This window comes from Pantoea sp. X85, assembly GCF_029623675.1.
In the GTDB taxonomy this organism is placed as follows: Bacteria; Pseudomonadota; Gammaproteobacteria; order Enterobacterales; family Enterobacteriaceae; genus Pantoea; species Pantoea leporis.
Genome location: NZ_CP121109.1, coordinates 190,723 through 216,290 on the forward strand (window position 1 = coordinate 190,723; position 25,568 = coordinate 216,290).

Here is a 25,568-nt window from a genome sequence, read left to right on the forward strand (position 1 = left end):
AAAATGAAGGCTATTTTGAAAAGTATTTCAAATGACGATTTTGAATTGGATAATTTTCATCCGGAAAATGAGCAGTGTTTTTCTCTCCGGTTGTTACTGCGTATTGGAGGTGAAGATAGCTCTGGGGCAGACAACTTTGATCTCCATATATGCACCCCGGAATGGCTCTGCAAGCACCTCTGGCTTCCGGAACTGATACGGCATACGCTTCTGGTACGTAAATACGATCTGGATGAAATTAAAAAAAACATCACAGGCTATATCGATCGGTGTGAAGGCAATGACTGGATGGAGATAGCACAAAAGCTCTCTCACTTTTTTGCTTGGGAATATGAAGACTATCAGTCTTAAATAAAATATCTCGAGGAATCGCGTCAAGATCGTTTTACCAGCCACTTACTCATTAGTAAGCCGGATAATCACTTATCGGAACGGTGAATATCCAAGGCAGCTGGCCGGTGGTAAATGGCCGCGAGCCAGAGCAGCGTTAAAGGCAACGGCAGCAGCGTTACCCACCACAACAGCGAAGTGACGGCAGCGGGCGACCTGACGGTGAAAGCGGGTCAGGGCGTCACGCTCAACGGCGCCAACCTGAACGGCAACCACTTGGACCTGGATGCAGGGCGCAATCTGGAGATTGCCAGCCAGCAGGTTCGTGCGAGCTACGACAGCCACCAGAGCGCTTCCGGCTTCAGCGCCAGCATCTGTGTACCGCCAATCTGTGCAGGCGTACCGGTTCAGGGCAGCGCCAGCATGAGCGGCAGCAAGATCTACAACGATTTTGATTCTGTACAGCAGCAGAGCGGCATCAGCGCGGGTGACGGTGGCTTCAACATTTACGTCGGCAACCACACGCAGATGGATGGCGCGGTTATTGCTTTATCCGCAACGCCGGATAAAAACCATCTCAGCACCGGCACGCTCGGCTGGACGGATATTGAAAACCACGCCAACTCAGGCGCCAACGGCTTCAGCGTCGCCGTCAGCGGCAGCATGGGTAAACCACCACGCCGGCGTCTGACAGCTTCATCAAAAATATTCCAAAATTTGGGCAGGCACAGCCTTCGGGTGGCAACTCGCTGCCTGTGGCCACGCTGCAGCAGACAAAGGACCGCGCAAGTTCGAGGACTTACAGCGCCATCTCACCTGGCACCATCGAGATCCGCAGTCCAAAGCGAATGAGAGGGGTGAACTGCAGACGGAGTATGCTAACCGTCTAAATGCTCTGGGAGAAAAAGCCAGGGAAAATGGTGGCTTGGATACGGAAGACCGGCAAGAATGGATATACCTTAATGGTGTCCTACCCTCGCTGGAAGCTGATAGATCGGCAGCTATTAAGAATGCACTGGCATCAGGTGAATCGGCTGAAGCGAAACAGCTTGCCATAAATGAACTGGCTCAGGTGGTCGGGACAAGTGCAGCGGGGATTGCTGCAAGGATTGGTAAAATAAAGGTGGTTCTCAGGCAACGAATAAGAATGAAACTATTCTTCAGGCTGAGAAAAACTGGGAAACTGCCCGTAATAAAGCCATTGATATCGTGGGTAATTTAGGACCCGACTCCAAACCAGTTATTGGCCGACTGGAACTTAGTGCCGGAAATGGCAAAGTGATTGGGCGCCAATCAAATGATGGCAAAGTCGGTTTGCGAGTTGATTACGATCCTGATAAAGGAACGCATATTAATATTTGGGATTACTCTCTTGGTAAAGGTCCAGGTAAAGGAGTTAAACAAGTGATTCCCTTTGAAGGTAATGAAAAATCTTTTGAAACCATACTTAAACAGTTGAATAGGTAGTGTTAAAAATGACTATGTTTGATGAGTGCAGAGAAGCCCTGGGTTCGAGCTTTTACATGGTTCAGAAAGATAGTGAGAAAGAAGCGATTAACATTTTTCATGTCTTTCCTTTAGTAGGAGGGAGCATTTCATGGACTGAAATTGAGCATGTGGATTTATTTGAACCACATGAGATTTTGAATTTTTCAGGCTTGGCTGAAGATATGGTTTATGTTTTGGCAGATGATGCTAGCATTCCCCTATTCGCAACTAAGATTTCGTCTTTCATTGAAAATATATATGATGTCATTTCACTTTCACCAAGGATTTTCATTTTTAATGATAAAATAATTATTCAACCACTTTTCCCTGATGATAAAATTAGACTCGGATTTAAAAAAACATCATCATTGGATAATCTACATCTCTAAATATAAAGGGTTTTTTAATGGATTTGGCGGCTGACCATAAAAAAATTCATGACTTATTATTTAATGGTGAAGTCGATATTGCTGTATTCGTCTTAGATGGAAAACATTACTATGTAATTGATAGTAAAGACAATTACTGTATAGATGTCAGACCAGAATATGATGCTTATATTCAGAATGGATGGTTGAAACCTGAACAACTTGATGATGCGTTAAACTCATTCAGTGGAGGGATCCCCTTGCTTGATAAAAATAATTTTTTTGAGTACATAAAAATAGCTGATGTAAAGTGCTTCACAAAATCATGGATGCATGCTTTTTTTATACACAATAAAACTAAAGAGGATTTATGTTCGTTCTATTCATATGTTGAAAATTTTCTTTCAACCTCTAATGAAAAAGTTAGCCTTGAGTGGGATACATGGAGATTACGGCTACCCAAATTTTACATAAATTTTGATAAGAAAATTTATCAACATACTGATTGGGATAGAGATCATGAAAATCTGGTGCCATCGAATTGGAGCTTTCAAAAAAACAATATGTTTGGACTGCTCGTTCCCGATAAAGAGCAATATTGGATTATTGACGGAATGAATTTCTGGAAATTAAAAATGTAAAGACATCATGTCTCGTTCAAACGTAAAAATAAGTTTTCGATATTCAGAAAATTAATAATAAAAGCTATGGGGATCGCCTCAATAGCACTGTGAGTGCCGCACCACCAATGGATTAAACAATTGGAAAAAAATCAAAGTGATCCGAATTCATCACGGTTACAAATAGTTATAATAATGCCCAAGTGCTACCCAGAGAGCAAAATCGGCAGAAATTAAATAAAGTGTAAGCTAATTATTATTAAATTTGTAATCAAATAAGCAGCAATTAAACCGCTCCCGCCGTACCTTCAAAAAACGTCACCAGCAATTGCCATAAATGCTGCGCGGCGGGCGTGAAGCGGTGATCGGCGCTGCGTAATAAGTGGCATTGGCTTTCACGGGCGATGCGATGGTGAATCGGCACGGCGACTAAGTTCTTAGCGATGAGGTCGTCTTTAACCACTTTGGCGGTCATAAACGCGATGCCCATGCCGGCCTGGCTTAAGGCGATGGCGCTGGAAAACAGATTACAGCTATAAGCCGGGCTGAATATAAATCCTTCCTGACTGAACATGGCATTCATATAACTTTGAATGCCAAAATTTTTGTCCATGCCAATTAATGAATAATTGACCAGTTCGGCCACCTCAATTTGCGGGAATTCCGCGATGGGGTGTTGGCTGTGCACCACTGCGCAGATGGGTCCGCGGTGAAAACTCAAACACTTCAGGCCAGGCGGACCAATCGGGCCAAAACCCACCGCCATATCAACGTCGCCTTTGGCAATCAGCGAAACGGTGGTTTGCATATCGCCCGACAGGATATCGATAAACACGTCCGGATAAGTTTGCGAAAACGGCTGTAACACATGCCTTACAACTTCATCCACCATGCCCTGCCCGACGCGTAATTTGATTGAGCCGCCGCGCTTATGGCGCAGATCTTTTAACTGACGATCCAACTGGCTGCGCCGTTGATGGGTGTGCGCGTAATCTTCAGCCAATAACTTTCCAGCTTCGGTCAGAACCACATTACGGCCACGTCGCTCTAACAGCGGCAATTGCATCTCCCGCGCCAGTTGCGATAACTGACGGCTGATGGCGGCGGGATCAACATCCAGGGCTTCCGCCGCGCGACGAATACCGCCGTAATTGCCCACTTCATACAGATACCTTATGGATTTTTCTGGATAGAGCAGCATCGCCATAGGTTTTTCTTATCCGTTGATCTGAGGTCAACAATAATAGCCTTTTATCTCCATTTTTTAAGCGCATTTTTATCTCCATACTCGAAGATTCACTATGCGAGGGCAGTACAAATGAAAACTATAAAAAATTACCTGCAACAACATGCCGATGAAATTCTTCTGGATATCAAGGAATTGGTCGCGGCGGAATCTCCATCAATGAACAAGGCCGCCGTGGATCGTTGTGGCGAAGTCTTACAAGCGCTGTTTGCCAAACGTTTGGGCGTGGTAGCAGAGATTGATGAGCAACCGCATTACGGCAATCACCTGAAATTCACGCTGGGAAGCGGTGACGAGCAAACCGTGTTACTCGGGCATTTCGATACCGTTTGGGATGAAGGCGAGTTGGTAATGCGTGAAGAAGACGGCAAGCTTTACGGCCCCGGCGTGTTGGATATGAAGGCCGGTCTGGTGCAGGCCATCTGGGCGGTGCGCGCGTTGCAACAACACGATTTACTGGCGGGTAAACGCATCGTGTTTCTCTGCGGCAGCGATGAAGAAGTGGGCAGCCCAAGCTCCAGCGCCTGGTTATCGCAGCACGCTTTGGGATCGGCGCAAGTGCTGGTGGTTGAGCCTGCGGTGGCGGGATCCGGCGCACTGAAAACAGCGCGCAAAGGTACCGGACAATATGAAATCACCCTCAACGGATTAGCGGCGCACGCCGGGAACAATCCCGAAGAGGGCATCAGCGCGGTACAAGAAATGGCGCATCAGATCATGTTCTTGCACAGCTTAAACGCGCCGGAGCGCGGCACCACCGTCAACGTGGGAATCGCGCGTGGCGGCAACCGCATCAATGTGGTGGCGGATAAAGCGGTGTTAGGCATTGATACACGCGTTACCAGCGAAGCAGAAGCCAAGCGCATCCACGCCGAAATCAGCCAGATCACGCCACATTTAGCCGGCATCACGCTGGATATTAGCGGCGCACAATCACGTCCGCCAATGCGTCAAACACCGGAATCGTTACTGCTGATGGAACGTGCGCAGCAGGTTGCCTTACAGCTTGGTTTCGAGGTGGAAGGCAAAGCGGTTGGCGGCGGCAGCGACGGCAATTTCACTGCTGCGTTGGGCATTCCAACCTTGGATGGTTTGGGCGCAACCGGCGCAGGTATTCATGCACGTCATGAACATATCATTATTGCCGATATTGCTCCGCGCGCGGCGTTGGTGGCGGGATTGATCCTCGGAGGTGATGCGCATGTCTCAGGTTAATGTTGAGAAAAATACACTGCGGCAACCGCCAGCAGCGAAAACCGAGCAAAGTCCTTATCTGCTGCTGTTTATTATTTTGGTGCTGGCGGCGGTGGCAACCTGGATTATTCCGGCGGGCAAGTTTGACCATGAAACCCGCAATGGCATCACTTTTGCCATCAAGGGAAGTTTGCATGAAGTCGCGCGTTCGGGCGTTTATCCCGGCGAAATCTTCATGGCGATTGTGCAAGGGGTGATCAAAGCCGCGCCGATCATTTTCCTGATTCTGTTTACCGGCGGGTTATTAGCCGTTATCGAATCGACCGGTGCTATTGCCACGGCGCTTAATTCACTGTCGCGCAGTACCAAAATAAGCGATACGCGCATTATCATCATTTTTGGTGTGATATTCGCCATTCTCGGCACCACCGGCGTGGTGCAAAACTCGGTAGTGGCGTTTGTGCCGATTGGTTTATTAGTGGCGCGATCGTTGGGTTTATCGCCAATGATTGGTATGGCGCTGGTGTATTTAACCTGTGCGGCGGGTTTTAACGTTGCGGTATTAGGTCCAGCTACCACCGGATTAACCCAACATCTGGCGCAGTTACCGCTGTTTTCCGGCATGTTGTTGCGCGGCATCACCTGTTTATTGTTCGTGTTAACGGTGATGACCTATTTGATTATCTCGGTGAAACGCGCGCGAAATAATGGTGAAGTGCGAATAGAACAAACTGCGCAGAATGACGAATCATTGGCGATTACTGGTCGGCATAAACTGATTTTGATCACCTGCGCCGCAACGCTGATTGTATTTATGATTGGCACGGTGCAATTACATTGGGCCACCAATGAAATGTCGGCGATGTTTATTATTCTGTCGATTATGGTCGGCATGATGGGTCGCATGTCGGGTTCTGCCATTGCCAACACCTTCCTTACGGGTTGCTCGCAATTGGTAAAAGGCGGCTTCATTGTGGGTATGGCTGGCGCGATTTCCGTGGTGTTGCAACAGGGCAATATTCTTGATCCGATTGTTGGCTTCCTGTCTGATTTACTAGCACCGGTTCATCCCGCCATTGCGGCGGTGGGCATGTTCATTAGCGCGGCGTTGATGCATTTCGGTATTTCATCCGGTTCCGGTGAATCCGCTTTGCTGATCCCGATCTTCTCGCCGCTCGGCGATAACCTCGGTTTAACCCGTCAGGTGACGGTGCAAACGGTGTTGCTGGGTGAAGGTATCGTCAACTCCATCAGCCCAACTTCTGGCGTGTTAATGGCAGCCTTGGCCACCGCCAATATCTCTTTCAGCAAATGGATTAAATTCGTTGCGCCGGTAGTGGCGATTTGGCTTGCCATTTGTGTTGTCACCTTATTAATTGGTGTGGCGATCAACTGGGGACCATTCTAATAAATCGGAAGAAGCCACTTAATGGTGGCTTCTTATTTTTATATTGTTGTTAACACAATCAACACCCTTTCCGCTATTTCAGTCCCACGATTAATTGTATTCACTCCCCGCCATTTTCTTAAAGTTATCTAATCATCGCTATTTGGCTTAAGTCGCGCTGGAACTGTTCCGCGTAAAGTGATGTTATTGCCGCGTCGCAGAATTTCTTTACGTTCAATTACACAAATTAATAATAGCCAAACCCATTGCTGGCGATCTCATTACGCATCGCGGCAGCGTTGCATGCTTCTCTGGAGTGAACGATGATGTTTCGATTGCATCCGCTGTTTATTAGTCTTATTACCGCTTACGGTGTGTTTAATCCGGCTTCGCCAGTTTGGGCGGCGACGCTTCAGCCTTTTACGCCGGAATTAAATGACAACCGTGCCGGCGTGTTTTGTATTTGCAATGGCTCGACTCAAACTTTAAGTGGCAATCAGCGGTTTGCGCCCGGTCAGGACGGCGGTGGCACCATATTCATCGGAGAATTGCTCAGCAGCGGCAGAATTATTTCGTATTCCTGGCAAGATTCAGGTCGCGTCGATCTGGGCGCGCAGAATTATGTGATTAACGTGCCAGACGCCAATGGCAGCGGCAGTAATAGCGTTCAGGTATATAACTCCGCCGCGATTAGCGCCATTGAAACCAATACCTTGCCAAATTTTTATAACGTTAATAATGGGCAATATATCAACGCGCGCGTTGCGCAGGTCAGCAATGGCACTATCAATGTTGATATCGGGCAGAATGGCGCTGCGACCACCGCCAGCACCAACGGCTGGTCGATGGCGGCGAAACAGAGCGAATTGTTTACTGCCAGCGGCAGCGGCACCATGAACTGGAATTCCGCTAATCGCATCTCATTTTTCGGTTCCTACACGCCTTATACCTATCAACTGGGGCAATGGTTCGACAATGTGGTCTCCTGGCGCGGCGCGTTTAGCGTCACCACGCTGGACAATGCCACCACTTCATTCAACGTTTCCAACGTCAGCAGCTTGCAGAGTTACAACACTTGGCTGATTGAGCAATTGCAAAACGGCAATCTGGCCGCCGATAGCTACAGCAGCGAGTTTAATAAAGCGCTCTCCTTGCGCAGCGATGTCATCGCCTATGTGATCGATGCCGATGAATACTACGACGAAGTGACGCAGCCGATTGGCGAACGCATTGTGTTAAGCGCTGATGGCCCCAATGCCAGGGCAACCATTGGTAGCAGCGGCATACTGGAAGTGGTAAATGCCAGCAGCGCGGCGATGCGCGCCAGCAAAGGCGCGACGGCGGTGATTGACGGCAAACTGGCCAGCGTTGGCAGCAACGCACTGGAACTGTTGAACGGTAGCACCGGCATTAACAACGGCGTCATAAACAGCGGCTTTTTCAATAATGCCGATGGCAACGGCGTCGATGCCTCGACCGTTGGTGCGGGTGGCACCGGCGTGTATGCCAACGGTGGCAGCCGCTTCACCAATAATGGCGTGATCAATACCGCGATTAACAGCACCGGCATCCGTCTCGAGGATGCCAGCGGTGCGAATAACGACACCATCAATGTTAAAGGCAAGGGCGCGACGGGCGTTGCCGTTTCGGGCAGCCAGGCCAATTTTGCCCAGAACGGCAAAATCAATTTGTACGGCGAAAATGCGGTTGGTGTTGATGTGCGCGATGACGCCAGATTAACCATCAGCGATGCCAGTTCACTGCAATTTTCCGCGCCGAATCAAACCGGTTATCAAGCCACCAACTATGCGCACATCGATAGCAACGGCGGCAGTTATGATGTCTCCACGCCAGGTTCGGCGCTGTATCGCCTGAGTGATGGCGTGATCTTTAATCCGGTGGTGGCTGCCGACGTGACGTTGAGCGGTGCCAACACACGCGGCATTGTCGCTTCAGGTGCCGGTTCACGACTTTACGGCACCACCTTGTACGGCACCGACAGCTATTACGTTAACGGCGAAGGGGCGATTGCGGTTCAGAGCTCGGAGGGTGCAGACGTGACCATCACCAACCCGATTGAGCTGAACGGCAACAATACCATTGCGGGCACCGGGCAAGGTGGATTCTTCGCCAACGTGGCGCCGATCACCGGCAACGGAACCAATGCCACTGCCTTTGATATCAGCGATGGTGTGATCTATCAGTCCACGCCGCGTGGCACCATCAATCTTACCGGGCCAAACAGCATCGGTGTGCGTATTCGCGGCGGCGGAAATATCTTTGATGGATCCAGCACCAACATAGCCTTGGGTATCGCGCTGGATACCGCCGAAGGCAATACCGTTTATTGGACCGATCACAGCGGATTGAGTGCGGGCGGCATTGCTGCGGTGCGCGTTGGCAATAATGGCGGGCTAACGATTAATGGTGATACTGCCGGGCCGAATTTTTACTACAGCACCATCAATGCCAATGCGGGCGCAGACACCATCTTGCTGGATAAAGGCGCAGCATTGTTAACCGCCAGCAACATCGGACTGTACAATTCTGGCGGCGGCACTGTGCTCAACAACCGCGCGGAAACCAGCAATATTTCGTTGCAAGATGTCGGGATGAACACCGATGGCGGCACGTTAATTCGCTCCGCGACCTCATTCGATCCCAACGGTTATATGCTGGGTACCGTGAGTGGTGCAGGCGCGACAGGTTTTGTGTTTAGCAAAGAAGATGGTTCTACCACCAGCAACGATTTGATCATCCCACAAGGTTACAGCTTCTTTGTCTATGGCCCGGCAACCGGCGTGCGCGCCAACACCACCGGGCGGGTGATCTCCAACGGTAACATCATCGTTAACAGTTCCGATGGCGGCTCGGCGATTGTCACCAGCACCGCCAGCGAGGTGATCAACCGCGGCACCATCGTTTCGCTCAGCCTGGTTTCGCCAATTATCGATCTGCGTGGCGGCAACTCCGTATTTATCAATGAAGGCAACGTCACCGCGCCTTACCCGGAAACGGTAGTGGTCGCGGGTGGCGCCACCAATGACCAGATCGCGCTGGTCGATGGCAACGTGGTGGGCGATGTGAACACCGGCAACGGCACCGACGTGGTCGAACTCACCGGCGGAACCATTGACGGCAGCGTGACGATGGGAACCGGTGTTAACAATGTGGCTTCGATCGCCAACGTCAGTCTGGCAAACACGCGTCACATCACTACCGCAGGCGGCAGCGGCAGCACGCTGAACTTTAGTGAGATTAACGCGCGCGGGGGTTCGTTCAGCAACGATGATCTGGCGCGCGGCGTTAACCTCGGCGCAGGCTGGAGCACCATCAACTTCTACAACACGCAATTTACCCTTACCGATAATCTCAAGCTGGCGCACAGCACCATCAACGTGGATAGCGGCTCAACGCTGTTTGTCGACGATCAGGTCAATCCGGTTTTGTCGGGCGAGACTGACGATTCGCTGGTGGTGAATAACGCCGGTACGTTGGATCTCACCAACGGCAGCGGCGCGGCGGGCAACACGTTGACCATCAACGGTGATTTGGCGTCGGCGGGCGGCAAGCTGGCGTTGCGGACGCAGGGCGCGCAAAGCGACACTTTACGCGTTAACGGCAACGTGACTGGCACTACCTTTATCAATAATGTGCTGAGTGCTGCCACGCTGGCGGATAGCAATCGAGATGGCGTGATCTCCGCCAATGAAGGCGTTTCTCTGGTGCAGGTTGCTGGTAGCGCCAGCGCCAATAGCTTTGCGCTGCAGCGGGGTTATGTCGCTGCAGGGCCGTGGCAATACGGGCTTTATAGCTTTGCTCCTGCGAATGGCAATTCAACCTGGGATTATCGTCTGGCCAATAACTACATTTGTAAAGATGGTTCCCTGTGTCAGCCGCAGACAGCAGGAAGCGGCGCGCTGCGCCCGGCGGTCATTCCACAGCTTCCTTCGTACATTTCGGCGCCGGTCGGATTGGCGTATTACACCCTGGCAACCATTGGTGATTTGCATCAACGCCTGGGCGAATTGCGGCAGAATCCAGACGGATCAGCGGAAATGTTCATCCGTTATTCCGGCTCCAACCAGAAGTACAAAACTAACCTTGATACGGCGCATTACGGTTACGACTTTGACCTCGATTACAGCGCGGTGCAGTTCGGCGGCAACCTACTGCGGTTGGACGGCGAACAAGATAGTCTGCGCGGCGGCCTGGCTTACACGCGCGGCAATGCGCGCATCCGACCGAACGCAGCGGATGGTTACAGCTCAACAGATTTCGACAGCGACAGCCTGGCGATTTACGGCACCTGGCAGCGCGCAAGTGGCTTCTATCTGGATGGCGCGCTTTCACTCGATTGGCATCGTGGCGACACCGATATCGCCCGACAAAAAGAGGTGGCGAAGTTGAAAGGCAAAGGCTGGACCGCATCGCTGGAGAGTGGTTATCCGTTTCAGTTGGCGAACGGCATTCGTCTTGAGCCGCAAGCGCAACTGCTGCATCTGCATTTGAAGTTGGATGACTTCACCGACGACGATCAAACCCAAGTCTCTTACGACGATTATGACCAAACCATTGGCCGCGTCGGCGCACGTCTGGCACGGACCTGGAACGATAGCGGCAGCGGGCAATATACGCCGTATCTGCGCACTAACTACTATCGCGGTTGGGGCGGCACGGCGAAAGTGGATGTTGGTGCCAGTAACAGCGAGGTTAGCGATAACTTCAACAGCGGCAAGTTCGGCCAGATGTGGGATGCCGGCATCGGCGGCAATGCGGCTTTCACCAACAATGTCTCGCTGTATGCCGAAGCCAATTACCGCAAAGAGATCGACGGCAACGGCGTGCAAGGCTGGAATTACAACGCGGGCGTACGCTGGGTGTTTTGATAAAACGGTTACCCTCACAAGCCCGCCGGTTTAGTTGACGGCGGGCTTTTTTACCTGTTACGAACGCAGTAAAATTGACAACCTACCAATGGTAAGTTACTACTAGTAGCTTACTCATAACGGAGGTTGTCGCTATGCATGCTCTGATCGTTACTGCTCATCCGGACCAACATTCACACACGCACCACATCGTCTCGCAGGTGGCACAAGGAATTGCTGCTGGTGGCCACAGCTATGAAATTGCCGATCTGGCGGCGGAGCAGTTCGATCCGCGCTTCAATCAGGCCGATTTCGATCAGTTCAAAAGTGGTGCGCCATCGCCGACAGATGTGTTGGCGGAACAGCAACGCCTGGATCGCGCCGATGCATTGATTCTGGTTTATCCCATCTATTGGTGGTCGTTTCCGGCGCAGCTGAAAGGCTGGATCGATCGCGTTTTCACCCAAGGTTGGGCGTACGATGATGATGGCCAAACTGTGGTGAAAAAGCTCGGCCATTTGCAGGTGCATTTGCTGGCGCTGGGCGCGGCGAGCCAGCGCACCTATGTGCGTCGGGGCTATTTCAGCAGCATGCGCACGCAGATCGATGAGGGGATTTTTGGCTATTGCGGCGCGCCGGTGGTGACCAGCGAATTGCTGCTGCCAACCGATGAACATTATCCCCACGCGCATTACACGCTGGCAAACCAACTCGGACAGCGACTTTTTGACGTGAAGGAAATGGCATGAATCAACCCACTCGCCAGCGCATGTCACATCAGGCACGTCGTCAGCAACTAATTGGCGTGGCGTGGAATCTGGTGCGCGAGCAGGGCAGCGATGCGCTGACGTTAGGACGCGTGGGGGAAGAAGCGGGCGTCAGTAAACCGGTGGTCTACGATCATTTTGGTACGCGCCACGGTCTGCTCGCGGCGCTGTATGAAGATTTTGATCTGCGCCAGAACGCGATTATCGAGGCGGCGATGCATGCTGCCGGTGCCAGCCTTGCCGAGCGGGCTAATGTGGTGGCGTCGAGTTACGTCGATTGCGTGTTAACGCAGGGACGTGAAATTCCCGATGTGCTGTCGGCGCTCGATAGCACGCCGGAACTGGCGGAAGTGAAACGTAAATATCAGCTCGATTTCATTGAAAAATTCCGCAGCTGGTTTGCGGAGGCAACGTTGCCGCAAGCCAGCATGTGGGGAATGTTAGGCGCCGCCGATGCGATTTCCCATGCGGTGGTGTGCGGTGACATCAGCCAGCAGCAAGGATTAGCCGAACTTCAGGCGCTGATTCTGGCGCTGGTGGAACGTCACCAGTAACCTTTTATCCAGCCAACAGGAACAACAGATGTCATTACGCGAGATTGATAGCGATTGCTGGCAACAACTGGAAACCGGCGCAAGCGATCCCGATGCCGGTTTTCACTTCTTAACGCTCGCGTCGGTTGATCAACAGGGCAAGCCGCAGGCAAGGACGCTGGTGCTGCGCGCGGTTGACCGCGTCAAACGCACGCTGGAGTTGCACACCGATATGCGTAGCCCGAAATGGCAGGCGTTGGCGGTTAATTCAGACGTTACGGTTCTGGGATACAGCGCAAAAACGCAGCTGCGGTTGCAGGGAAAGGTCGAGCTGCACGCCGCGCACAGCTCAGTAGCTGAAGCGGCGTGGCAACGATTATCACGCCGTACGCAGCAAACCTATGCTGGCGCTGCGCCGGGAAGTGACATTGACCACCAATCCAATGATGTCGCTAACGCCGAGGATAATTTTGGCGTGTTGCTAATCCGAATTACCCAACTGGATTGGTGCCTGCTGGCGCGGGAAGATAATCAAAGAGCGTTGCTGAATTACACCGACGACGGCGCGCTAGTCAGCAGCAAATGGGTGCATCCGTAGCGCGCCAAAGCGCACCACCAGTTTCTCGCCCAGCGGCGGCATCAGTAAGGTTGGTAAAGTGTAAGCCAGCAGCGCCAAACCGGTTGCCATGCTGCTGTAGCCAAGGCCGCTTTGATAATAGACCGGCAAATAAATCATCAGCGGCCAGAAGCTGAAGTTCATGCCAATCGAGCCCATCAATGCCCCGGAAAAGGCGCGGATACGGAACACGGAGAAATCAAACATCGGATGTGGATGGCGCTTCTCAATCCATACAAACAGCAGCGCGCTCAGTAGTGTAACCAGCAAAATCAGTTGTGCCGCGACGCTGTTCCAGCCGAGGCTGCTGCCCTGCGTAATGAGATAGGTGGCGCCGACCACGCTGAGCGATAAGGTAATCAGGCCGCTGAGATCGAGCTTTTGGGCTTCAGCATCGCGCGATTCCACCACATTTTTCAGCGCGAGGATCAGCGTCAGCAACGCGATAAATCCATGTACCAGAAACACCCATTGCCAGCTAAACCAGGCGACCAGTATGCCGCCGATGATCGGCCCGAATCCCAGCCCAAAGCCAAAGGTAATGCCCCACGCGGCGAACGCACGGCTACGCGCTTTGCCCTGCGGAAACTGGAACGACAGAATAGCAATCAGGCAGGTTAACATCGCGCCACCGCTTAATCCTTGCAGCAAACGTCCGACAATCAGCCACAGCGCATTGCCCGCCAGTCCGCACATCACCGATGTCACGCCGAAGGCGATAATGCTGATGATGAAGATGCGCTTGCGTCCATAAGTGTCGGCCAGCGTGCCGGTTGCCATTAACACCGCGGTGCAGGCCAGCGTATAGGCGTTCATGATCCACTGCAATTCGCGGAAGCTGGCGTGCATCTCCCTTTCCAGCACCGGCAAAATCACCGGTACGCTGGATATCTCCAGTCCCGACATCAATGCGGCCAGACAAACCGCCATCAGCGCCAACATGTTCTTCATACTCAATCCCTGCGATACGTTAAGAGCGTGCCAGCATGAAAGATTGGCGTGCGAGTGGAAATCTGCCTGCATGCCATATATCGTCAAGATCGTGCCAATTTCTCCGGTGACCTTTAATGCAAATGATTGCTCCGCTTCATGGCCATTCGCCTGCACCGTTCAACCGCCGACTGGTTTTGCTGGCGTATGAATGTCTGTGTACCTTTGAGTTCGGCATCGCCGTTGAGGCTTTCGGGCGTGCCGACGAAGTGTTCGGCCAGCCTTTATACGATTTGAGCGTGGCGTCGGTGGAAGAGGGCGTATTCGGCGCGCAAGGTGGCGTGCGGCTGGTGGTCGACGGCGGACTTGAGCTGCTGGAAGAGGCGGGCACTATCGTGATTCCCGGCTGGCGCAGCGTACATGAACCGGCATCGGATCAACTTATCGCCGCGTTACAAAAAGCCCATCGCAACGGCACGCGTATTGTTTCGATCTGTGCAGGCAGTTTCGTGTTGGGCGCTGCCGGATTGCTAAATGGTAAGCGCGCGACCGCACACTGGAACAGCACCGAGATTCTGGCGCAACGCTTCCCGCAGGTGCAGGTTGAGCACGGTATGATTTATGTTGATGAGGGCAGCATCATTACGTCAGCGGGTGGCGCAGCGGGCGTGGATTTGTGCCTGCATCTGATCCGCCGTGATTATGGTATTGAAGTGGCAAACCGCACCGCGCGCCGCATGGTGACGCCGCCGCTGCGCGAAGGCAATCAGGCGCAGTTGGTTCAGCAGCCGGTGCCGCAGCGTGCGGCAAAAAATCTTTCGCCGTTACTTGATGATTTGCGTAATCACCTCAATACGCCGCTGGTGATTGACCAACTCGCCAGGCAAGCTGGCATGAGCCGCCGCACCTTTTTACGCCGTTTCCATGACGCTACCGGCACCACGCCGGGAGAATGGATGTTAAGCGTGCGGCTGGAAAAAGCTTGCGCACTGCTGGAGAGCGGCAAGCTGAGCATTGATCAGGTTGCTGAACAGGCGGGATTTGGATCGCCAGAAACCTTACGTCATCACTTCAGACAGCGGCTCAACACTACGCCGACTCATTGGCGCAAGTCATTTAGTGAAAGAGGGATAACACAGTAGTTTCCGTGGGTCGCCATTAATGGCGACCGTTTTACATTTAATTCCCGCGATAAGTCGAATAACCAAACGGGCTCAACAGCAGCGGAATATGGTAGTGCTCGCCGGTGGTTTCCATATTGAACTCGACCGGAATTTCCGGGAAGAAGGTTTTCTGGTTGTTCATTTTGTAATAGTCACCGGTTTTAAACACCACGCGATAGCTGCCTGCGCTGGCGGTTTTATCTTCCGGGAATAGCGCGCTAATCCTGCCGTTGCTGTCGGTTTTGCCGCTGGCTAATTTCACCCAGTTATTATTCTGTTTCTGATCGAGTTCAACCTCAATACCCGCTGTCGGCGAGCCTGTTTGCAGGTTCAAAACATGTACGCTGAGCGGATTTTTTGGTGCTGCCGGTTGTGCTGCTCCCGCTGACAGGCTGGTCGCGATCAGGATGGCGCTGGCTGAGGTAAAGAGAGTTTTCATTAAAATATCCTTTTTGAGCAGGTGAATGTGCTGCAATCCTGGATGCTTCGACAACAAAATCATAATTGATAAGACTAAATGTGAAATTTCTGAGATCTGACGAGCAATCGACCAAGTGCTGACATCTTAGCTAGCGGGCATTGATGCAAACCTGGTTGCCATGAAGGGCGAGCATACGGAATGCAGGTGATTGTTGTCGTCACTCCCTCAGTGCAAATGACGGTTAGTTAAATTACCAGCGAGCGGCAGCTACGCTAATCCACCTCCGATTATTCTGAGTCATCTGTCAGAATTCTTCTCTAAAAGTTGTACCAGTTTAAGTAACATGTACATATATAATTTTGAGTCAGGCATTTATTATTAGCTTGCAAATGTAATTTTGTGGTTAATAAGCGAAGGGTAAAGCCTGGATAAGCGAAGCGGTAAATAAATTGAAGTTGATCAAGAAATAATCGATTATACGGATTTTTAGCTGGAAATAACCCTCCTGACATGGATAAATCTGTATTTAAGCGAAGCGTAAATACAGTATCAGGAGAGTGTTGTGCAGAAGTAAAATGATGTTAGATGTTTATTCTTTTGGGAAGAATGTTATTTGCGTCGGCTGATTTTCCCTCCTTTTCTTCCTGCTTCAATGGCGCGCTCCGGGTCGTTTTTGAAGTTACCGCTGCTAGCCTGACCGCCTTTGCGCCCGGCTTCAGCCGCGCGTTCCTTGTTCTCTGCGAAGTTGCCTGCACCACCACGACGTTGCGGCTTTTTTTCTTCCTCATCGGGTAGCTTCTTAGCGTCCGTCATTGGTTCTCCTCTTTTTTAAATACCAACATGATGCAAAATAAATGTAGTGCCATTTTTTCCAGTTTCAAGCCTGGGTTTCTCGTAAGTCTTAATTCTAAGAGGCTTGCTTATGTTACTTCCAGTTAAATTTTCACTTCTCTCTAAATGTAACTACCATTAGTTACGTGCTTAAGATTTTTAACATTAAAAAGAAAGCTTCTCTAGCCAGATAATAAGCGAAGCGGTAGGCACATTTACTTATAACCTCAATCGCAATTCTTGCGCACATTACTTGCAGCTTGACGCTTGCTTGCTACGTTTAATTAATCTTCTTGTTTAGCCTAAATTAACGCTTCGCTTATTTTGCTCAATTAGCCTAAATGAGCTGATGTCATACCCATCAGGCAGCTAACTGTCGATGTTCTTCTCACTACCGGAGCAAATTGATGACCAAGGAATTTGTATATCTGGATTGGTTGCGCGATGCGCATGCGATGGAAAAACATGCAGAGCCTTTGCTGCAGGCAGCTACGCTGCGGCTGGAGGAGTTCCCGCTGTTGCAGGCACGTATGAAGCAATATGCACAACAAACCGCTGAACAGCAGCAGTGGGTGAAAGACGTTTTGAAACGCTACGACAGTAACTGGTCAGCGCTGAAAGACGCGTTAGGACGATTGTCGATCGTTGGGCAAGCCGCGAGTGATATGTTGCGCAATGAAGAGGGCGTGCGCATTGCGGTGAGCAGCTACGTGTTCTGTAACTATAAAGTAGCAACGTACACCGCATTACTGGCCGCAGCGCAGCAGGCGGCGGACAGCAAAGGCATTAAGACTTTCCAGCTGATCCTGCAACATGAAATCCAGATGGCAGATTGGCTTCTTCATCAGCTGCCGGACGTGGCGAACGAGGCCATTTTGCATAGCGCGGTAGCCGCAGTCTGACGGATAACTATAAGTGGTCGGCAGCCTTGCTCTGCTGACCGCTCAATTTGGCTTGCAGGTTAAACGCTACAGAGAAACTAACTGTTTTCCCTTAGTCAAATTGCTGCAAATAATAAAATCAGGATCATTCTTTGCTATTTGTTAGCCTGGCGAGAACCTTTATTCTAAATTAAGTAAAAAAAACAGGCTTAGAATTTTATGTTATTTCCTATCAGTAAATGTAACTGATCAATGAAATCGATTTCAGCAAAATAACACTCCGCGTCTGATATTTGAAATGTGACCCTATCAATCATCGTCTCTAATGTTAATGAAATTGCTGACGATAACAGCAGAGATGCTGCCGATTAACGCCCGTAGCCTCTTCTGTTTTTTAAAACAACATTATTGTCTTCACTACTTTTCAATCAAAATCATTGAGGTTTCTAAATGGACGTAGTTCAAAGATTTTCACGTAATGTAAAGTTGCGAACCAAACTTACAATATCCTCTATGCTCAATATCGCGATGCTACTTTTAGTGGCGTTACTCGGATTAAATTCGCTGTTCTTAGCGGAGACCGGCGTTAATGGCATGATGAAAGACGATTACCCGACTATTGCATTGGGCAACCGATTAATTGATGAGATCAACGTAACGGTGCAGCAGCAGGCGCTGCTGCTGAGCCCGATTGATGCGCAACGCCGGACAACGATTCAGAGCAATCTACAGGATGCCTCGAAGAAAATTACCGAAACCTATAAGCAGTTAAATAAGCTGGCTACCGATGATGAATCAATCGCATTTCTCAAGCGCGTGGAAGTGAGGCGAGCAGAGTTCCTTAAAGAGCGAAATGTATTCTTCGATTTAGTGAATAGTGATGTGACAAAAGCAGTGAATTTCTATTTTTCTACGCTTGCCTTAGCGCAAAGAAATTATATCGATGAAGTTGAGGGGTTTATTACCCTGCAAGAGCAGCAAATGGATGGATCCTATAATAATTTTATGGCGTCATACGGCAAAACGAAAATTTCCATGCTGATTATTTTTGTGGTGGCTATTTTACTTTCAGCATTTATTGGCTGGATTATTATCCGCTCGATTACCGTGCCATTGAAAAAAGTGATCGCCTTTCTTGGTCGAGTGGCGGATGGCGATCTCAGTTCTGATTTTCATGAACAGCGAAAGGATGAAATGGGGCAGTTAATTAACGCCATCCAGCAGATGCAGGAAAAGATGTCGGATATTGTCAGCCATATTCGCATTAGCGCAGAACAGATTTCCGGCGGCGCCAGCGAAATCATGTCGGGCACCAACGATCTCGCGGCGCGTACGGAAGAGCAGGCCAGCTCGGTAGAGCAAACGGCGGCCTCGGTGGAGGAGTTCAGTGCCACCGTTAGCAACACGCGTAATAATACCCACGTTGCCGCCGATCTCTCCGCTAAGGCGGAAACCACGGTAGGACGTAATGCCAGCATGATGGACAACGTCGCCAGCAAAATGGCCGAAATCAATGATTCTGCCAGCCGCATGGCGGAGATCATCAACCTGATCGATTCCATTGCTTTCCAGACCAATATTCTGGCGCTCAATGCTGCGGTAGAAGCCGCACGCGCGGGTGAACATGGTCGCGGTTTTGCCGTGGTGGCGCAGGAAGTCCGCGCGCTGGCGCAGAAAACCGCCACCTCATCGCATGAGATCCGTAATTTGATTGAGGAGTCGTCCACGCGTATTGCCGATGGGCGCGATATGGTGACGGATGCCAATAAATTGATGAACGGCATGATGTCCAACGTGGCTGAGATGAAAGAGTTGCTGGTGCAGATCAATCAGGCCAGCAGCGAGCAGGCCGACGGCATCAGCCAAATCAACACCGCGATTAGCCAGATTGATATCACTACGCAGCAGAATGCGTCGCTGGTGGAACAATCGCTGGCGGCGTCGGCGATGCTGAGCGAGCAGGCAGCGAATATGGTGAATAGCGTAAGCGTGTTTACGCTGCGTCAAACCGCTTAATGCGAGGGTGATCCAGAACGGCATATGCGTTCTGGATCTTTTTTTAAATTGCCGGATATTCGCCGGTACCTTCTGGCCACGGCGTCAACAAATCAAAGCCGGTTTCGGTCACGGCGATGGTGTGTTCCCACTGCGCTGACAGCGAGCGGTCTTTGGTGACCACCGTCCAGCCATCGGACAGTACACTGGTGCCGGCTTTACCCGCGTTGATCATCGGTTCGATAGTGAAAATCATGCCCGCCTGTAACGCCAATCCCGTGCCTGGCGTGCCGTAATGCAGAATCTGCGGATCGCCGTGATACACCTCGCCAACGCCGTGACCGCAATATTCGCGCACCACCGAGAAACCGGCTTTTTCCGCTACCTGCTGAATGGCCGCCCCGATATCGCCTAAGGCCGCGCCCGGTTTTACCACTTTGATACCTGCCACCATCGATTCGTAGGTGATATCCACCAAACGTTTGGCGCGCACCGACGGCTGGCCAACGTAATACATGCGGCTGGTGTCGCCGTACCAGCTATCTTTAATGATGCCGACGTCTATGTTGACGATGTCGCCATCCTTGAGCTTTTTCTCGCCCGGAATGCCGTGGCACACTACGTGATTCACTGACGTACAGGTCGTTTTGCTGTAACCGTGATAGCCAATATTTGCTGGCACCACTTTTAGCTCGTTTACCACGTAATCATGACAAATCGCGTCCAGTTCATCGGTGGTGACGCCCGGTTTAACGTACGGAGTGATGATCTCCAGCACTTTAGCGGCGGCGTGTCCAGCGGCACGCGCCAGTTCGATCTCTTCAGCGGTGTGCAGTTTGATGCTCATTACGCGATTCCCTGCGAGGTGAATAAAGGATGGTCGAGCAGTTGCGCTAAATCCGCGCCGCTGTCGCGTTCAACGCGCATCAGCAAGCGCGTCAATTCCTGATGATTGAGTGACGGATAAATTTCGGCCAGCATGCCGATCTTCATCCAGTGTTCCGCCTGCGCGTTGATGGAACGGCTCATCGCCGTGCTGGCGATGCGCAGATTCTCATGCATTAAGTCAGAGATTTTTACGATGCCCATGGTGCAACCTATATATGAATCGTATGTGATATGTATATAGGTTACCGTTTTAGGCTGGGATATGCAAAAAGGGGGTGAAGCCAATCCATGGCGGACAAAATCCTAAGGCGCCTTACTCAGACTTCGTTGGAGGACGACGACTTATTTTGCCTCCTTTCCTTCCCGCTTCAACGGCGCGTTCAGGATCGTTTCTGAAGTTGCCTCCACTGGCTTTGCCTCCCGCTCTGCCAGCTTCTTTCGCACGTTCTGGATCGTTGGCAAAATTCCCTGCGCCGCCTCTGTAGCTCTGTTTGTTCATAGGAAGACCTCTTATCAATGTTCCGTTAGATTTGAGGACTAGCTAGTCACGCTGCAATTTTAGTTCGCCGTTGCGTTAAAGCCAGGCCGTAAACGCCGATCATTGAAAATGATCATTAAGCGCGATGAAATTTGTCGAATTAATAGTGACCTTCGTCACATTTTACAATTCCTGACTATACTTCTGCCTTTTGGGTTTCAACCTTTGCGCTACAAGGCGCGTTCAATATGCAGGGAATAGGAATGGACACATCGCAGCAAAACAGTGACGACGATTCAGCGCTAAGTAATCTCACCGTTAAACAGCGCATCTTCTTTGTGGTACTCGTAGCGACAATGGGTGCGCTGGCTTTTGGTTATGACACCGGGATTATCTCGGGTGCCTTGCCGTTTATGACCTTGCCGCCTGATCAGGGCGGTCTTGACCTCACACCGTTCACTGAAGGTTTAGTCACTTCATCCCTGATCTTCGGTGCCGCGCTGGGTGCTTTCCTTAGTGGTTATTTCTCCGATCGCTTTGGCCGACGCATTACGCTGCGTTCTCTGGCGCTGATTTTTGTGCTGGGCGCGATTGGTACCGCCTTAGCGCCAAACCTGCACGTAATGGTGGCGATGCGTTTTCTGCTGGGGATTGCGGTGGGTGGCGGTTCCTCAACCGTACCGGTGTTTATTGCCGAAATTGCCGGGCCAAAACGGCGTGCGCCGCTGGTGAGCCGCAACGAGCTGATGATTGTTTCCGGTCAGCTGCTGGCTTATGTGGTCAGCGCGGTGATGAGTTTCACGCTTAACGATCCGCATCTGTGGCGTTATATGCTGGCGATGGCGATGATTCCTGGCGCGTTGCTGTTTATCGGCACCTTCTTTGTGCCAGCGTCGCCACACTGGATGGTGGCAGAAGGGCGCATCAAAGAAGCGAGCCGTATCCTGCACAAACTGCGTGAAACGCCGCGCGAAGTGAAAAAGGAGATGACGGAGATGCGCCATCACGCTAAAGCGGCGCGTCAGGGGCCGTCAGCGCGTGAACTGCTGCAAGAGAAATGGATTCTTCGCTTGTTACTGGTGGGCGCGGGGCTCGGCATTGTTATCCAGTTCACCGGCGTGAATGCCTTTATGTACTACACACCCGTGATTCTGAAAACCACCGGCATGGGCACCAACGCCTCGATTGCGGCGACCATCGGTAACGGCATTGTTTCGGTGCTGGCGACCATGGTGGGCATCAAAGCAGTGGGACGTTTTGGTCGTCGTACCATGCTGATGACCGGTTTGTCGGTAGTGATCGCCATGCAGCTGGCACTGGGCTGCGTGCTGCTGTTGATGCCACAGGACATGACGCAAAGCATCTTCGCGCTGGCGGCGATCCTGGTGTTCCTGTTCTTTATGCAGATGTGCATTTCGCCGGTTTACTGGTTGCTGATGTCGGAGCTGTTCCCGATGAAAGTGCGCGGCGTGCTGACCGGCGCTGCGGTTTCGTTCCAGTGGATCTGTAACGCGGCGGTGGCGTTTGCCTTCCCGCCGCTGCTCTCCGCCACCGGCAATGGCGCGTTCTTTATCTTTGCAGCCATCAACGTCGGCTCGCTGATCTTCGTAATCACTATGCTGCCGGAGACCAAAGGCAAATCGCTCGAGCAGATCGAAAATGAGATGCGCGAGCGGTTCAGCGAGCAAGAGCAGGATCAGCAAACCGCGTAGCGGCGCTTGAGAATTCCTGGTCACGGGAGGAAGATACGCATCTTTCACCGGGCCAGGATTTCCCATGCTAATCACCGCCGAGAACACGCGCACCTTCAATACCGACATTCGTCTGGCCTGCACGCTGGCCGCCGTTGCGGGCGCACTTAACACCGCAGCGTTTGAAACGGTCGGCTTCTTCTCGGCGAACATGACCGGCAATGTCTCCTCACTTTCCGACCATCTGGCCAAAGCTAATCTGCACGTCGGCCTGTTTTTTCTTCTCATCGTGCTGCTGTTTATCGCCGGATCTTCTGTCTCAACGCTGATAATCAACTCCGGCAGACGGCGCCAGATTCGCGGCATCTACGCCATCAACATCCTGATTGAAGGCATCGCTTTGCTGCTGCTCGGCGTGATTGAAAGCTGGTTTCGCTTTAGCGGCTCTGGCGTGTTGCTGGTGCTGAGCCTGAGTTTTTTGATGGGATTGCAAAACGCCGTTGTGACGCGCATCTCCAACGCCCGCGTGCGCACCACGCACGTTTCTGGCACCGCGACCGATATCGGCATTGAGCTGGCGATGCTGTTTGATGTGCTGCGCCGCAAAGAATCCCCCAAAGATGCGCCGCTCTACATTGAGCGGCTTAAGCTGCATTTTTACACCGTGCTGGCGTTTTTGGCCGGCGGTGTGTTGGGGATTTGGCTGCTGCAGTGGATGAGTTATCTGCTGCTGATGGTGATCGGTGCGCTGCTCAGCGTGCTGGCTTTAGCGGCACTGAAACGGATCTGATCGGTGAGCAGCTTCACAGTTTTCCGCATCGTTCGCTAAAACTGCTTGCCACTTTTTCCGCGCTGTTAGCATGATAGCGCCCGTTAAGGATTGTTACTGTTCGGCAGGCAAAACCTGAGACGCGCCCTTTTTCAGTTGAAGAGGGCGCGTCTCAGGTTTTTTTTTGCGCGAAATTCAGGGCATGAGTTTAGGGCATTGTTCAGGAGAAAGAGTGATGCAATATCAGGAACTGGCGGATGACATCGTTACCGGTGTTGGCGGCAAAGAGAACATCATCAGCGTGATGCACTGCGCCACGCGCTTACGCTTCAAACTAAAAAACAGTCAAAAAGCGCAAACTGCGGCGTTAAAAGACAATCCTGGCGTGATCATGGTGGTGGAGAGCGGCGGCCAATATCAGGTGGTGATTGGCAATCAGGTGGCGGAAGTGTATCGCGAACTCACGTCACGTCACGGGCTGGATAATCAGAGCGAGGCTGCAGATAACGCTGCACCGCAAGGCTTATTTGCACGCTTTATCGATCTGGTTTCCGGCATCTTCACCCCCTTTATCGGCGTGATGATCGCCACCGGCATCATCAAAGGGTTGCTGGCGTTGGCGTTGGTGCTCGGCGTGATGAGTGCCGACAGCGGCAGCTACAAAGTGCTGTTTGTTGCCAGCGACGGTTTGTTCTACTTCTTGCCGATATTGCTCGGCTACAGCGCCGGTAAAAAATTTGGCGGTAATCCGTTTGTCAGCATGGCGATTGCCGCTGCGCTGGTGCATCCAATGATTCTCGAAGTGCTGCAACAGCAGCAGCAGGGCAATGCGCTGACCTTCATTGGCATCCCGCTCGAAGTGCTGAACTACAGCTCGTCGGTGATTCCGATTATTTTCGCGGCCTGGGTTTCCAGCCTGATTGAACGCTGGGTGCATCCGCGTTCGCCCAGCGCGGTGCGTAACTTCACTACGCCGTTGTGCTGCCTGCTGATCACCGTGCCGCTGACGTTTCTGGCGATTGGTCCGGCGGCGACCTGGCTGAGCCGCATGTTGGCCGAAGGTTATCTGTGGATTTACAGCCTGAGCCCATTGATTGCGGGTGCGGTGATGGGCGCGATTTGGCAAGTGTGCGTGATTTTCGGTCTGCACTGGGGTTTAGTGCCGATCATGCTGAACAACCTCGCCAACTTTGGTCACGACACGCTACTGCCCTTGCTGATGCCTGCGGTGCTGGGCCAGGCGGGCGCCACGCTTGGTATTTTCCTGCGCACCCGCGAAGCGAAACTTAAAGCGATGGCGGGATCGGCCTTTACCGCTAGCATCTTCGGCATCACCGAGCCGGCGGTATATGGCGTGACGCTACCGCGTCGTCGTCCGTTTATCTTCGGCTGCATCGGTGGCGCCTTGGGCGCGGCGATCCTTGGCTTCTGGCACACCACCATTTACTCCTTTGGTTTCCCGAGTGTCTTCACCTTTATTCAGGTGGTGCCAAACAGCGGCATTGATGCCAGCGTGCTGGCGGCATTTGCCGGTGCGGCGGTGGCGCTGATCTTCGCTTGCGTCAGCACCTATCTGTTCGGTCTGACCGAGCTCGCAACCGAAGCGGTTGCGCCGCCGGCAGAGGTTGCTCCGCCCACCAGCCTGACGCGCCGCGAAAGCGTGGTCAGTCCGATGGCGGGCGATGTCATTCCGCTCGATCAGGTTAAAGATGAAACTTTTGCCAGCGGATTGCTCGGTAAAGGCGCGGCGATTATCCCGCAGCGGGGCCGCGTGGTATCGCCGATCGATGGCGTGGTGTCGTCAATGTTCCGCACCGGCCATGCGATTGGCCTGACATCGGCGCAGGGTGCAGAAGTGTTGATCCACGTTGGCCTCGATACCGTGAAGCTCGATGGACACTATTTCTCTCCGAAAGTAGTGAACGATCAGCCGGTCAAGGTGGGCGATTTGCTGCTGGAGTTCGATCTCGATGCGATTAAAGCCGCAGGCTTTGACCTCACTACGCCAGTGCTGGTGAGTAATAGCGATGACTTTGTGGATGTGTTAACCCTGAGCCGCACGGCCGTGAGCGAAGGCGCTCCGTTGTTGGCCGTGCTGAAATAA

General features: G+C 51.9%; 24 protein-coding genes and 1 pseudogene. 18 read left to right on the forward strand and 7 right to left on the reverse strand.

What is annotated here, in order from left to right; genetic code table 11:
* The first annotated feature begins 3 nt into the window (after nucleotides 1–3).
* The 6 genes from P6287_RS20480 (at nucleotide 4) to P6287_RS20505 (ending at nucleotide 2,827) form a co-directional block, all read left to right on the forward strand.
* Complete coding sequence (locus tag P6287_RS20480) at nucleotides 4–351, forward strand: immunity 8 family protein (protein ID WP_277975246.1); 348 nt, start codon at nucleotides 4–6, stop codon at nucleotides 349–351.
* A gap of 114 nt (nucleotides 352–465) precedes the next feature.
* A complete protein-coding gene (locus tag P6287_RS20485) occupies nucleotides 466–1,182 on the forward strand; it encodes a hemagglutinin repeat-containing protein (protein ID WP_277975247.1) in 717 nt (238 codons plus the stop codon).
* Between the two features lie 73 nt (nucleotides 1,183–1,255).
* Complete coding sequence (locus tag P6287_RS20490) at nucleotides 1,256–1,552, forward strand: hypothetical protein (RefSeq protein ID WP_277975248.1); 297 nt, start codon at nucleotides 1,256–1,258, stop codon at nucleotides 1,550–1,552.
* Nucleotides 1,540–1,797 (forward strand): hypothetical protein, encoded by a 258-nt coding sequence (locus P6287_RS20495; RefSeq protein WP_277975249.1) that lies wholly within the window; start codon nucleotides 1,540–1,542, stop codon nucleotides 1,795–1,797. Before P6287_RS20490 ends, P6287_RS20495 begins: the two co-directional genes overlap by 13 nt.
* Before the next feature lie 8 nt (nucleotides 1,798–1,805).
* The gene (locus tag P6287_RS20500) at nucleotides 1,806–2,207 is read left to right on the forward strand and encodes a hypothetical protein (RefSeq protein WP_277975250.1); all 402 of its coding nucleotides are present in this window, start codon (nucleotides 1,806–1,808) and stop codon (nucleotides 2,205–2,207) included.
* A gap of 17 nt (nucleotides 2,208–2,224) precedes the next feature.
* Nucleotides 2,225–2,827, forward strand: a complete 603-nt coding sequence (locus tag P6287_RS20505; protein WP_277975251.1) for a hypothetical protein — start codon at nucleotides 2,225–2,227, stop codon at nucleotides 2,825–2,827.
* Nucleotides 2,828–3,092: 265 nt separating this feature from the next.
* Here P6287_RS20505 and P6287_RS20510 read toward each other — a convergent pair whose 3' ends face one another.
* Nucleotides 3,093–4,013, reverse strand: a complete 921-nt coding sequence (locus tag P6287_RS20510; RefSeq protein ID WP_277975252.1) for a LysR family transcriptional regulator — start codon at nucleotides 4,011–4,013, stop codon at nucleotides 3,093–3,095.
* Nucleotides 4,014–4,124: 111 nt separating this feature from the next.
* On the opposite strand from P6287_RS20510, the gene P6287_RS20515 reads away from it, so the two are divergent.
* The 6 genes from P6287_RS20515 to P6287_RS20540 all read left to right on the forward strand — a co-directional run bounded on the left by P6287_RS20515 (nucleotide 4,125) and on the right by P6287_RS20540 (nucleotide 13,399).
* Nucleotides 4,125–5,267, forward strand: coding sequence for a M20 family metallopeptidase (locus tag P6287_RS20515; RefSeq protein WP_277975253.1), 1,143 nt, complete (start codon nucleotides 4,125–4,127; stop codon nucleotides 5,265–5,267).
* Nucleotides 5,254–6,654 (forward strand): YfcC family protein, encoded by a 1,401-nt coding sequence (locus P6287_RS20520; RefSeq protein WP_192414478.1) that lies wholly within the window; start codon nucleotides 5,254–5,256, stop codon nucleotides 6,652–6,654. The genes P6287_RS20515 and P6287_RS20520 overlap by 14 nt, the downstream gene beginning before the upstream one ends.
* Before the next feature lie 302 nt (nucleotides 6,655–6,956).
* Nucleotides 6,957–11,522 (forward strand): autotransporter outer membrane beta-barrel domain-containing protein, encoded by a 4,566-nt coding sequence (locus P6287_RS20525; protein ID WP_277975254.1) that lies wholly within the window; start codon nucleotides 6,957–6,959, stop codon nucleotides 11,520–11,522.
* A gap of 134 nt (nucleotides 11,523–11,656) precedes the next feature.
* Complete coding sequence (locus tag P6287_RS20530) at nucleotides 11,657–12,250, forward strand: NAD(P)H-dependent oxidoreductase (protein ID WP_192414477.1); 594 nt, start codon at nucleotides 11,657–11,659, stop codon at nucleotides 12,248–12,250.
* The gene (locus tag P6287_RS20535) at nucleotides 12,247–12,822 is read left to right on the forward strand and encodes a TetR/AcrR family transcriptional regulator (RefSeq protein ID WP_192414474.1); all 576 of its coding nucleotides are present in this window, start codon (nucleotides 12,247–12,249) and stop codon (nucleotides 12,820–12,822) included. The genes P6287_RS20530 and P6287_RS20535 overlap by 4 nt, the downstream gene beginning before the upstream one ends.
* 28 nt (nucleotides 12,823–12,850) lie before the next feature.
* Nucleotides 12,851–13,399 carry a pyridoxamine 5'-phosphate oxidase family protein gene (locus tag P6287_RS20540; protein ID WP_192414472.1) on the forward strand — a complete coding sequence of 183 codons (549 nt, stop codon included), beginning with the start codon at nucleotides 12,851–12,853 and terminating at the stop codon, nucleotides 13,397–13,399.
* On the opposite strand, the pseudogene P6287_RS20545 reads toward P6287_RS20540, so the two are convergent.
* Nucleotides 13,391–14,368 (reverse strand): annotated as a pseudogene (locus tag P6287_RS20545) (MFS transporter); the annotation flags it as partial. The gene P6287_RS20540 and the pseudogene P6287_RS20545 overlap by 9 nt on opposite strands.
* Nucleotides 14,369–14,484: 116 nt before the next feature.
* Between P6287_RS20545 and ftrA the strand changes: the two are divergent.
* Entirely contained in the window at nucleotides 14,485–15,489 is a 1,005-nt protein-coding gene (gene ftrA, locus P6287_RS20550; protein WP_192414470.1) for a transcriptional regulator FtrA, read from the forward strand.
* Between the two features lie 37 nt (nucleotides 15,490–15,526).
* Here the strand turns inward: ftrA and uraH are convergent, their stop codons facing one another.
* Nucleotides 15,527–15,949 carry a hydroxyisourate hydrolase gene (uraH, locus tag P6287_RS20555; protein ID WP_192412768.1) on the reverse strand — a complete coding sequence of 141 codons (423 nt, stop codon included), beginning with the start codon at nucleotides 15,947–15,949 and terminating at the stop codon, nucleotides 15,527–15,529.
* 591 nt (nucleotides 15,950–16,540) lie between these two features.
* Nucleotides 16,541–16,744 (reverse strand): general stress protein, encoded by a 204-nt coding sequence (locus P6287_RS20560; protein WP_064740224.1) that lies wholly within the window; start codon nucleotides 16,742–16,744, stop codon nucleotides 16,541–16,543.
* Nucleotides 16,745–17,169: 425 nt separating this feature from the next.
* On the opposite strand from P6287_RS20560, the gene P6287_RS20565 reads away from it, so the two are divergent.
* The gene (locus P6287_RS20565) at nucleotides 17,170–17,664 is read left to right on the forward strand and encodes a DUF892 family protein (protein ID WP_222183016.1); all 495 of its coding nucleotides are present in this window, start codon (nucleotides 17,170–17,172) and stop codon (nucleotides 17,662–17,664) included.
* Nucleotides 17,665–18,093: 429 nt separating this feature from the next.
* Nucleotides 18,094–19,659, forward strand: a complete 1,566-nt coding sequence (locus P6287_RS20570; RefSeq protein WP_277975255.1) for a methyl-accepting chemotaxis protein — start codon at nucleotides 18,094–18,096, stop codon at nucleotides 19,657–19,659.
* 43 nt (nucleotides 19,660–19,702) lie between these two features.
* Here P6287_RS20570 and map read toward each other — a convergent pair whose 3' ends face one another.
* The 3 genes from map to P6287_RS20585 all read right to left on the reverse strand — a co-directional run bounded on the left by map (nucleotide 19,703) and on the right by P6287_RS20585 (nucleotide 21,025).
* A complete protein-coding gene (gene map / locus P6287_RS20575) occupies nucleotides 19,703–20,485 on the reverse strand; it encodes a type I methionyl aminopeptidase (protein WP_277975256.1) in 783 nt (260 codons plus the stop codon).
* Nucleotides 20,485–20,727: a ParD-like family protein gene (locus P6287_RS20580; protein WP_008106304.1), complete on the reverse strand. Its 243-nt coding sequence runs from the start codon at nucleotides 20,725–20,727 to the stop codon at nucleotides 20,485–20,487. The genes map and P6287_RS20580 overlap by 1 nt, the downstream gene beginning before the upstream one ends.
* Before the next feature lie 112 nt (nucleotides 20,728–20,839).
* Nucleotides 20,840–21,025 carry a general stress protein gene (locus P6287_RS20585; RefSeq protein WP_176972698.1) on the reverse strand — a complete coding sequence of 62 codons (186 nt, stop codon included), beginning with the start codon at nucleotides 21,023–21,025 and terminating at the stop codon, nucleotides 20,840–20,842.
* A 242-nt stretch (nucleotides 21,026–21,267) separates the two neighbouring features.
* Here P6287_RS20585 and P6287_RS20590 point away from each other — a divergent pair, with 242 nt between their 5' ends.
* The 3 genes from P6287_RS20590 to bglF all read left to right on the forward strand — a co-directional run bounded on the left by P6287_RS20590 (nucleotide 21,268) and on the right by bglF (nucleotide 25,568).
* Nucleotides 21,268–22,716, forward strand: a complete 1,449-nt coding sequence (locus P6287_RS20590; RefSeq protein WP_277975257.1) for a sugar porter family MFS transporter — start codon at nucleotides 21,268–21,270, stop codon at nucleotides 22,714–22,716.
* Nucleotides 22,717–22,780: 64 nt separating this feature from the next.
* Entirely contained in the window at nucleotides 22,781–23,485 is a 705-nt protein-coding gene (locus P6287_RS20595; RefSeq protein ID WP_192412774.1) for a YoaK family protein, read from the forward strand.
* A 214-nt stretch (nucleotides 23,486–23,699) separates the two neighbouring features.
* Entirely contained in the window at nucleotides 23,700–25,568 is a 1,869-nt protein-coding gene (gene bglF / locus P6287_RS20600; protein ID WP_277975258.1) for a PTS beta-glucoside transporter subunit IIABC, read from the forward strand.

Excerpts from the sequence above, each read along its gene's own strand:
- P6287_RS20590 (WP_277975257.1), top strand. The coding sequence starts at position 21,268 with ATGGACACATCGCAGCAAAACAGTGACGACGATTCAGCGCTAAGTAAT.
- P6287_RS20500 (WP_277975250.1), top strand. The coding sequence starts at position 1,806 with ATGACTATGTTTGATGAGTGCAGAGAAGCCCTGGGTTCGAGCTTTTAC.
- P6287_RS20560 (WP_064740224.1), bottom strand. The coding sequence starts at position 16,744 with ATGACGGACGCTAAGAAGCTACCCGATGAGGAAGAAAAAAAGCCGCAA.
- map (WP_277975256.1), bottom strand. The coding sequence starts at position 20,485 with ATGAGCATCAAACTGCACACCGCTGAAGAGATCGAACTGGCGCGTGCC.
- P6287_RS20570 (WP_277975255.1), top strand. The coding sequence starts at position 18,094 with ATGGACGTAGTTCAAAGATTTTCACGTAATGTAAAGTTGCGAACCAAA.
- P6287_RS20585 (WP_176972698.1), bottom strand. The coding sequence starts at position 21,025 with ATGAACAAACAGAGCTACAGAGGCGGCGCAGGGAATTTTGCCAACGAT.
- ftrA (WP_192414470.1), top strand. The coding sequence starts at position 14,485 with ATGCAAATGATTGCTCCGCTTCATGGCCATTCGCCTGCACCGTTCAAC.
- P6287_RS20505 (WP_277975251.1), top strand. The coding sequence starts at position 2,225 with ATGGATTTGGCGGCTGACCATAAAAAAATTCATGACTTATTATTTAAT.
- P6287_RS20565 (WP_222183016.1), top strand. The coding sequence starts at position 17,170 with ATGACCAAGGAATTTGTATATCTGGATTGGTTGCGCGATGCGCATGCG.
- P6287_RS20525 (WP_277975254.1), top strand. The coding sequence starts at position 6,957 with ATGATGTTTCGATTGCATCCGCTGTTTATTAGTCTTATTACCGCTTAC.
- P6287_RS20595 (WP_192412774.1), top strand. The coding sequence starts at position 22,781 with ATGCTAATCACCGCCGAGAACACGCGCACCTTCAATACCGACATTCGT.
- P6287_RS20540 (WP_192414472.1), top strand. The coding sequence starts at position 12,851 with ATGTCATTACGCGAGATTGATAGCGATTGCTGGCAACAACTGGAAACC.
- bglF (WP_277975258.1), top strand. The coding sequence starts at position 23,700 with ATGCAATATCAGGAACTGGCGGATGACATCGTTACCGGTGTTGGCGGC.
- P6287_RS20510 (WP_277975252.1), bottom strand. The coding sequence starts at position 4,013 with ATGGCGATGCTGCTCTATCCAGAAAAATCCATAAGGTATCTGTATGAA.
- P6287_RS20530 (WP_192414477.1), top strand. The coding sequence starts at position 11,657 with ATGCATGCTCTGATCGTTACTGCTCATCCGGACCAACATTCACACACG.
- uraH (WP_192412768.1), bottom strand. The coding sequence starts at position 15,949 with ATGAAAACTCTCTTTACCTCAGCCAGCGCCATCCTGATCGCGACCAGC.
- P6287_RS20485 (WP_277975247.1), top strand. The coding sequence starts at position 466 with ATGGCCGCGAGCCAGAGCAGCGTTAAAGGCAACGGCAGCAGCGTTACC.
- P6287_RS20480 (WP_277975246.1), top strand. The coding sequence starts at position 4 with ATGAAGGCTATTTTGAAAAGTATTTCAAATGACGATTTTGAATTGGAT.
- P6287_RS20520 (WP_192414478.1), top strand. The coding sequence starts at position 5,254 with ATGTCTCAGGTTAATGTTGAGAAAAATACACTGCGGCAACCGCCAGCA.
- P6287_RS20535 (WP_192414474.1), top strand. The coding sequence starts at position 12,247 with ATGAATCAACCCACTCGCCAGCGCATGTCACATCAGGCACGTCGTCAG.
- P6287_RS20580 (WP_008106304.1), bottom strand. The coding sequence starts at position 20,727 with ATGGGCATCGTAAAAATCTCTGACTTAATGCATGAGAATCTGCGCATC.
- P6287_RS20515 (WP_277975253.1), top strand. The coding sequence starts at position 4,125 with ATGAAAACTATAAAAAATTACCTGCAACAACATGCCGATGAAATTCTT.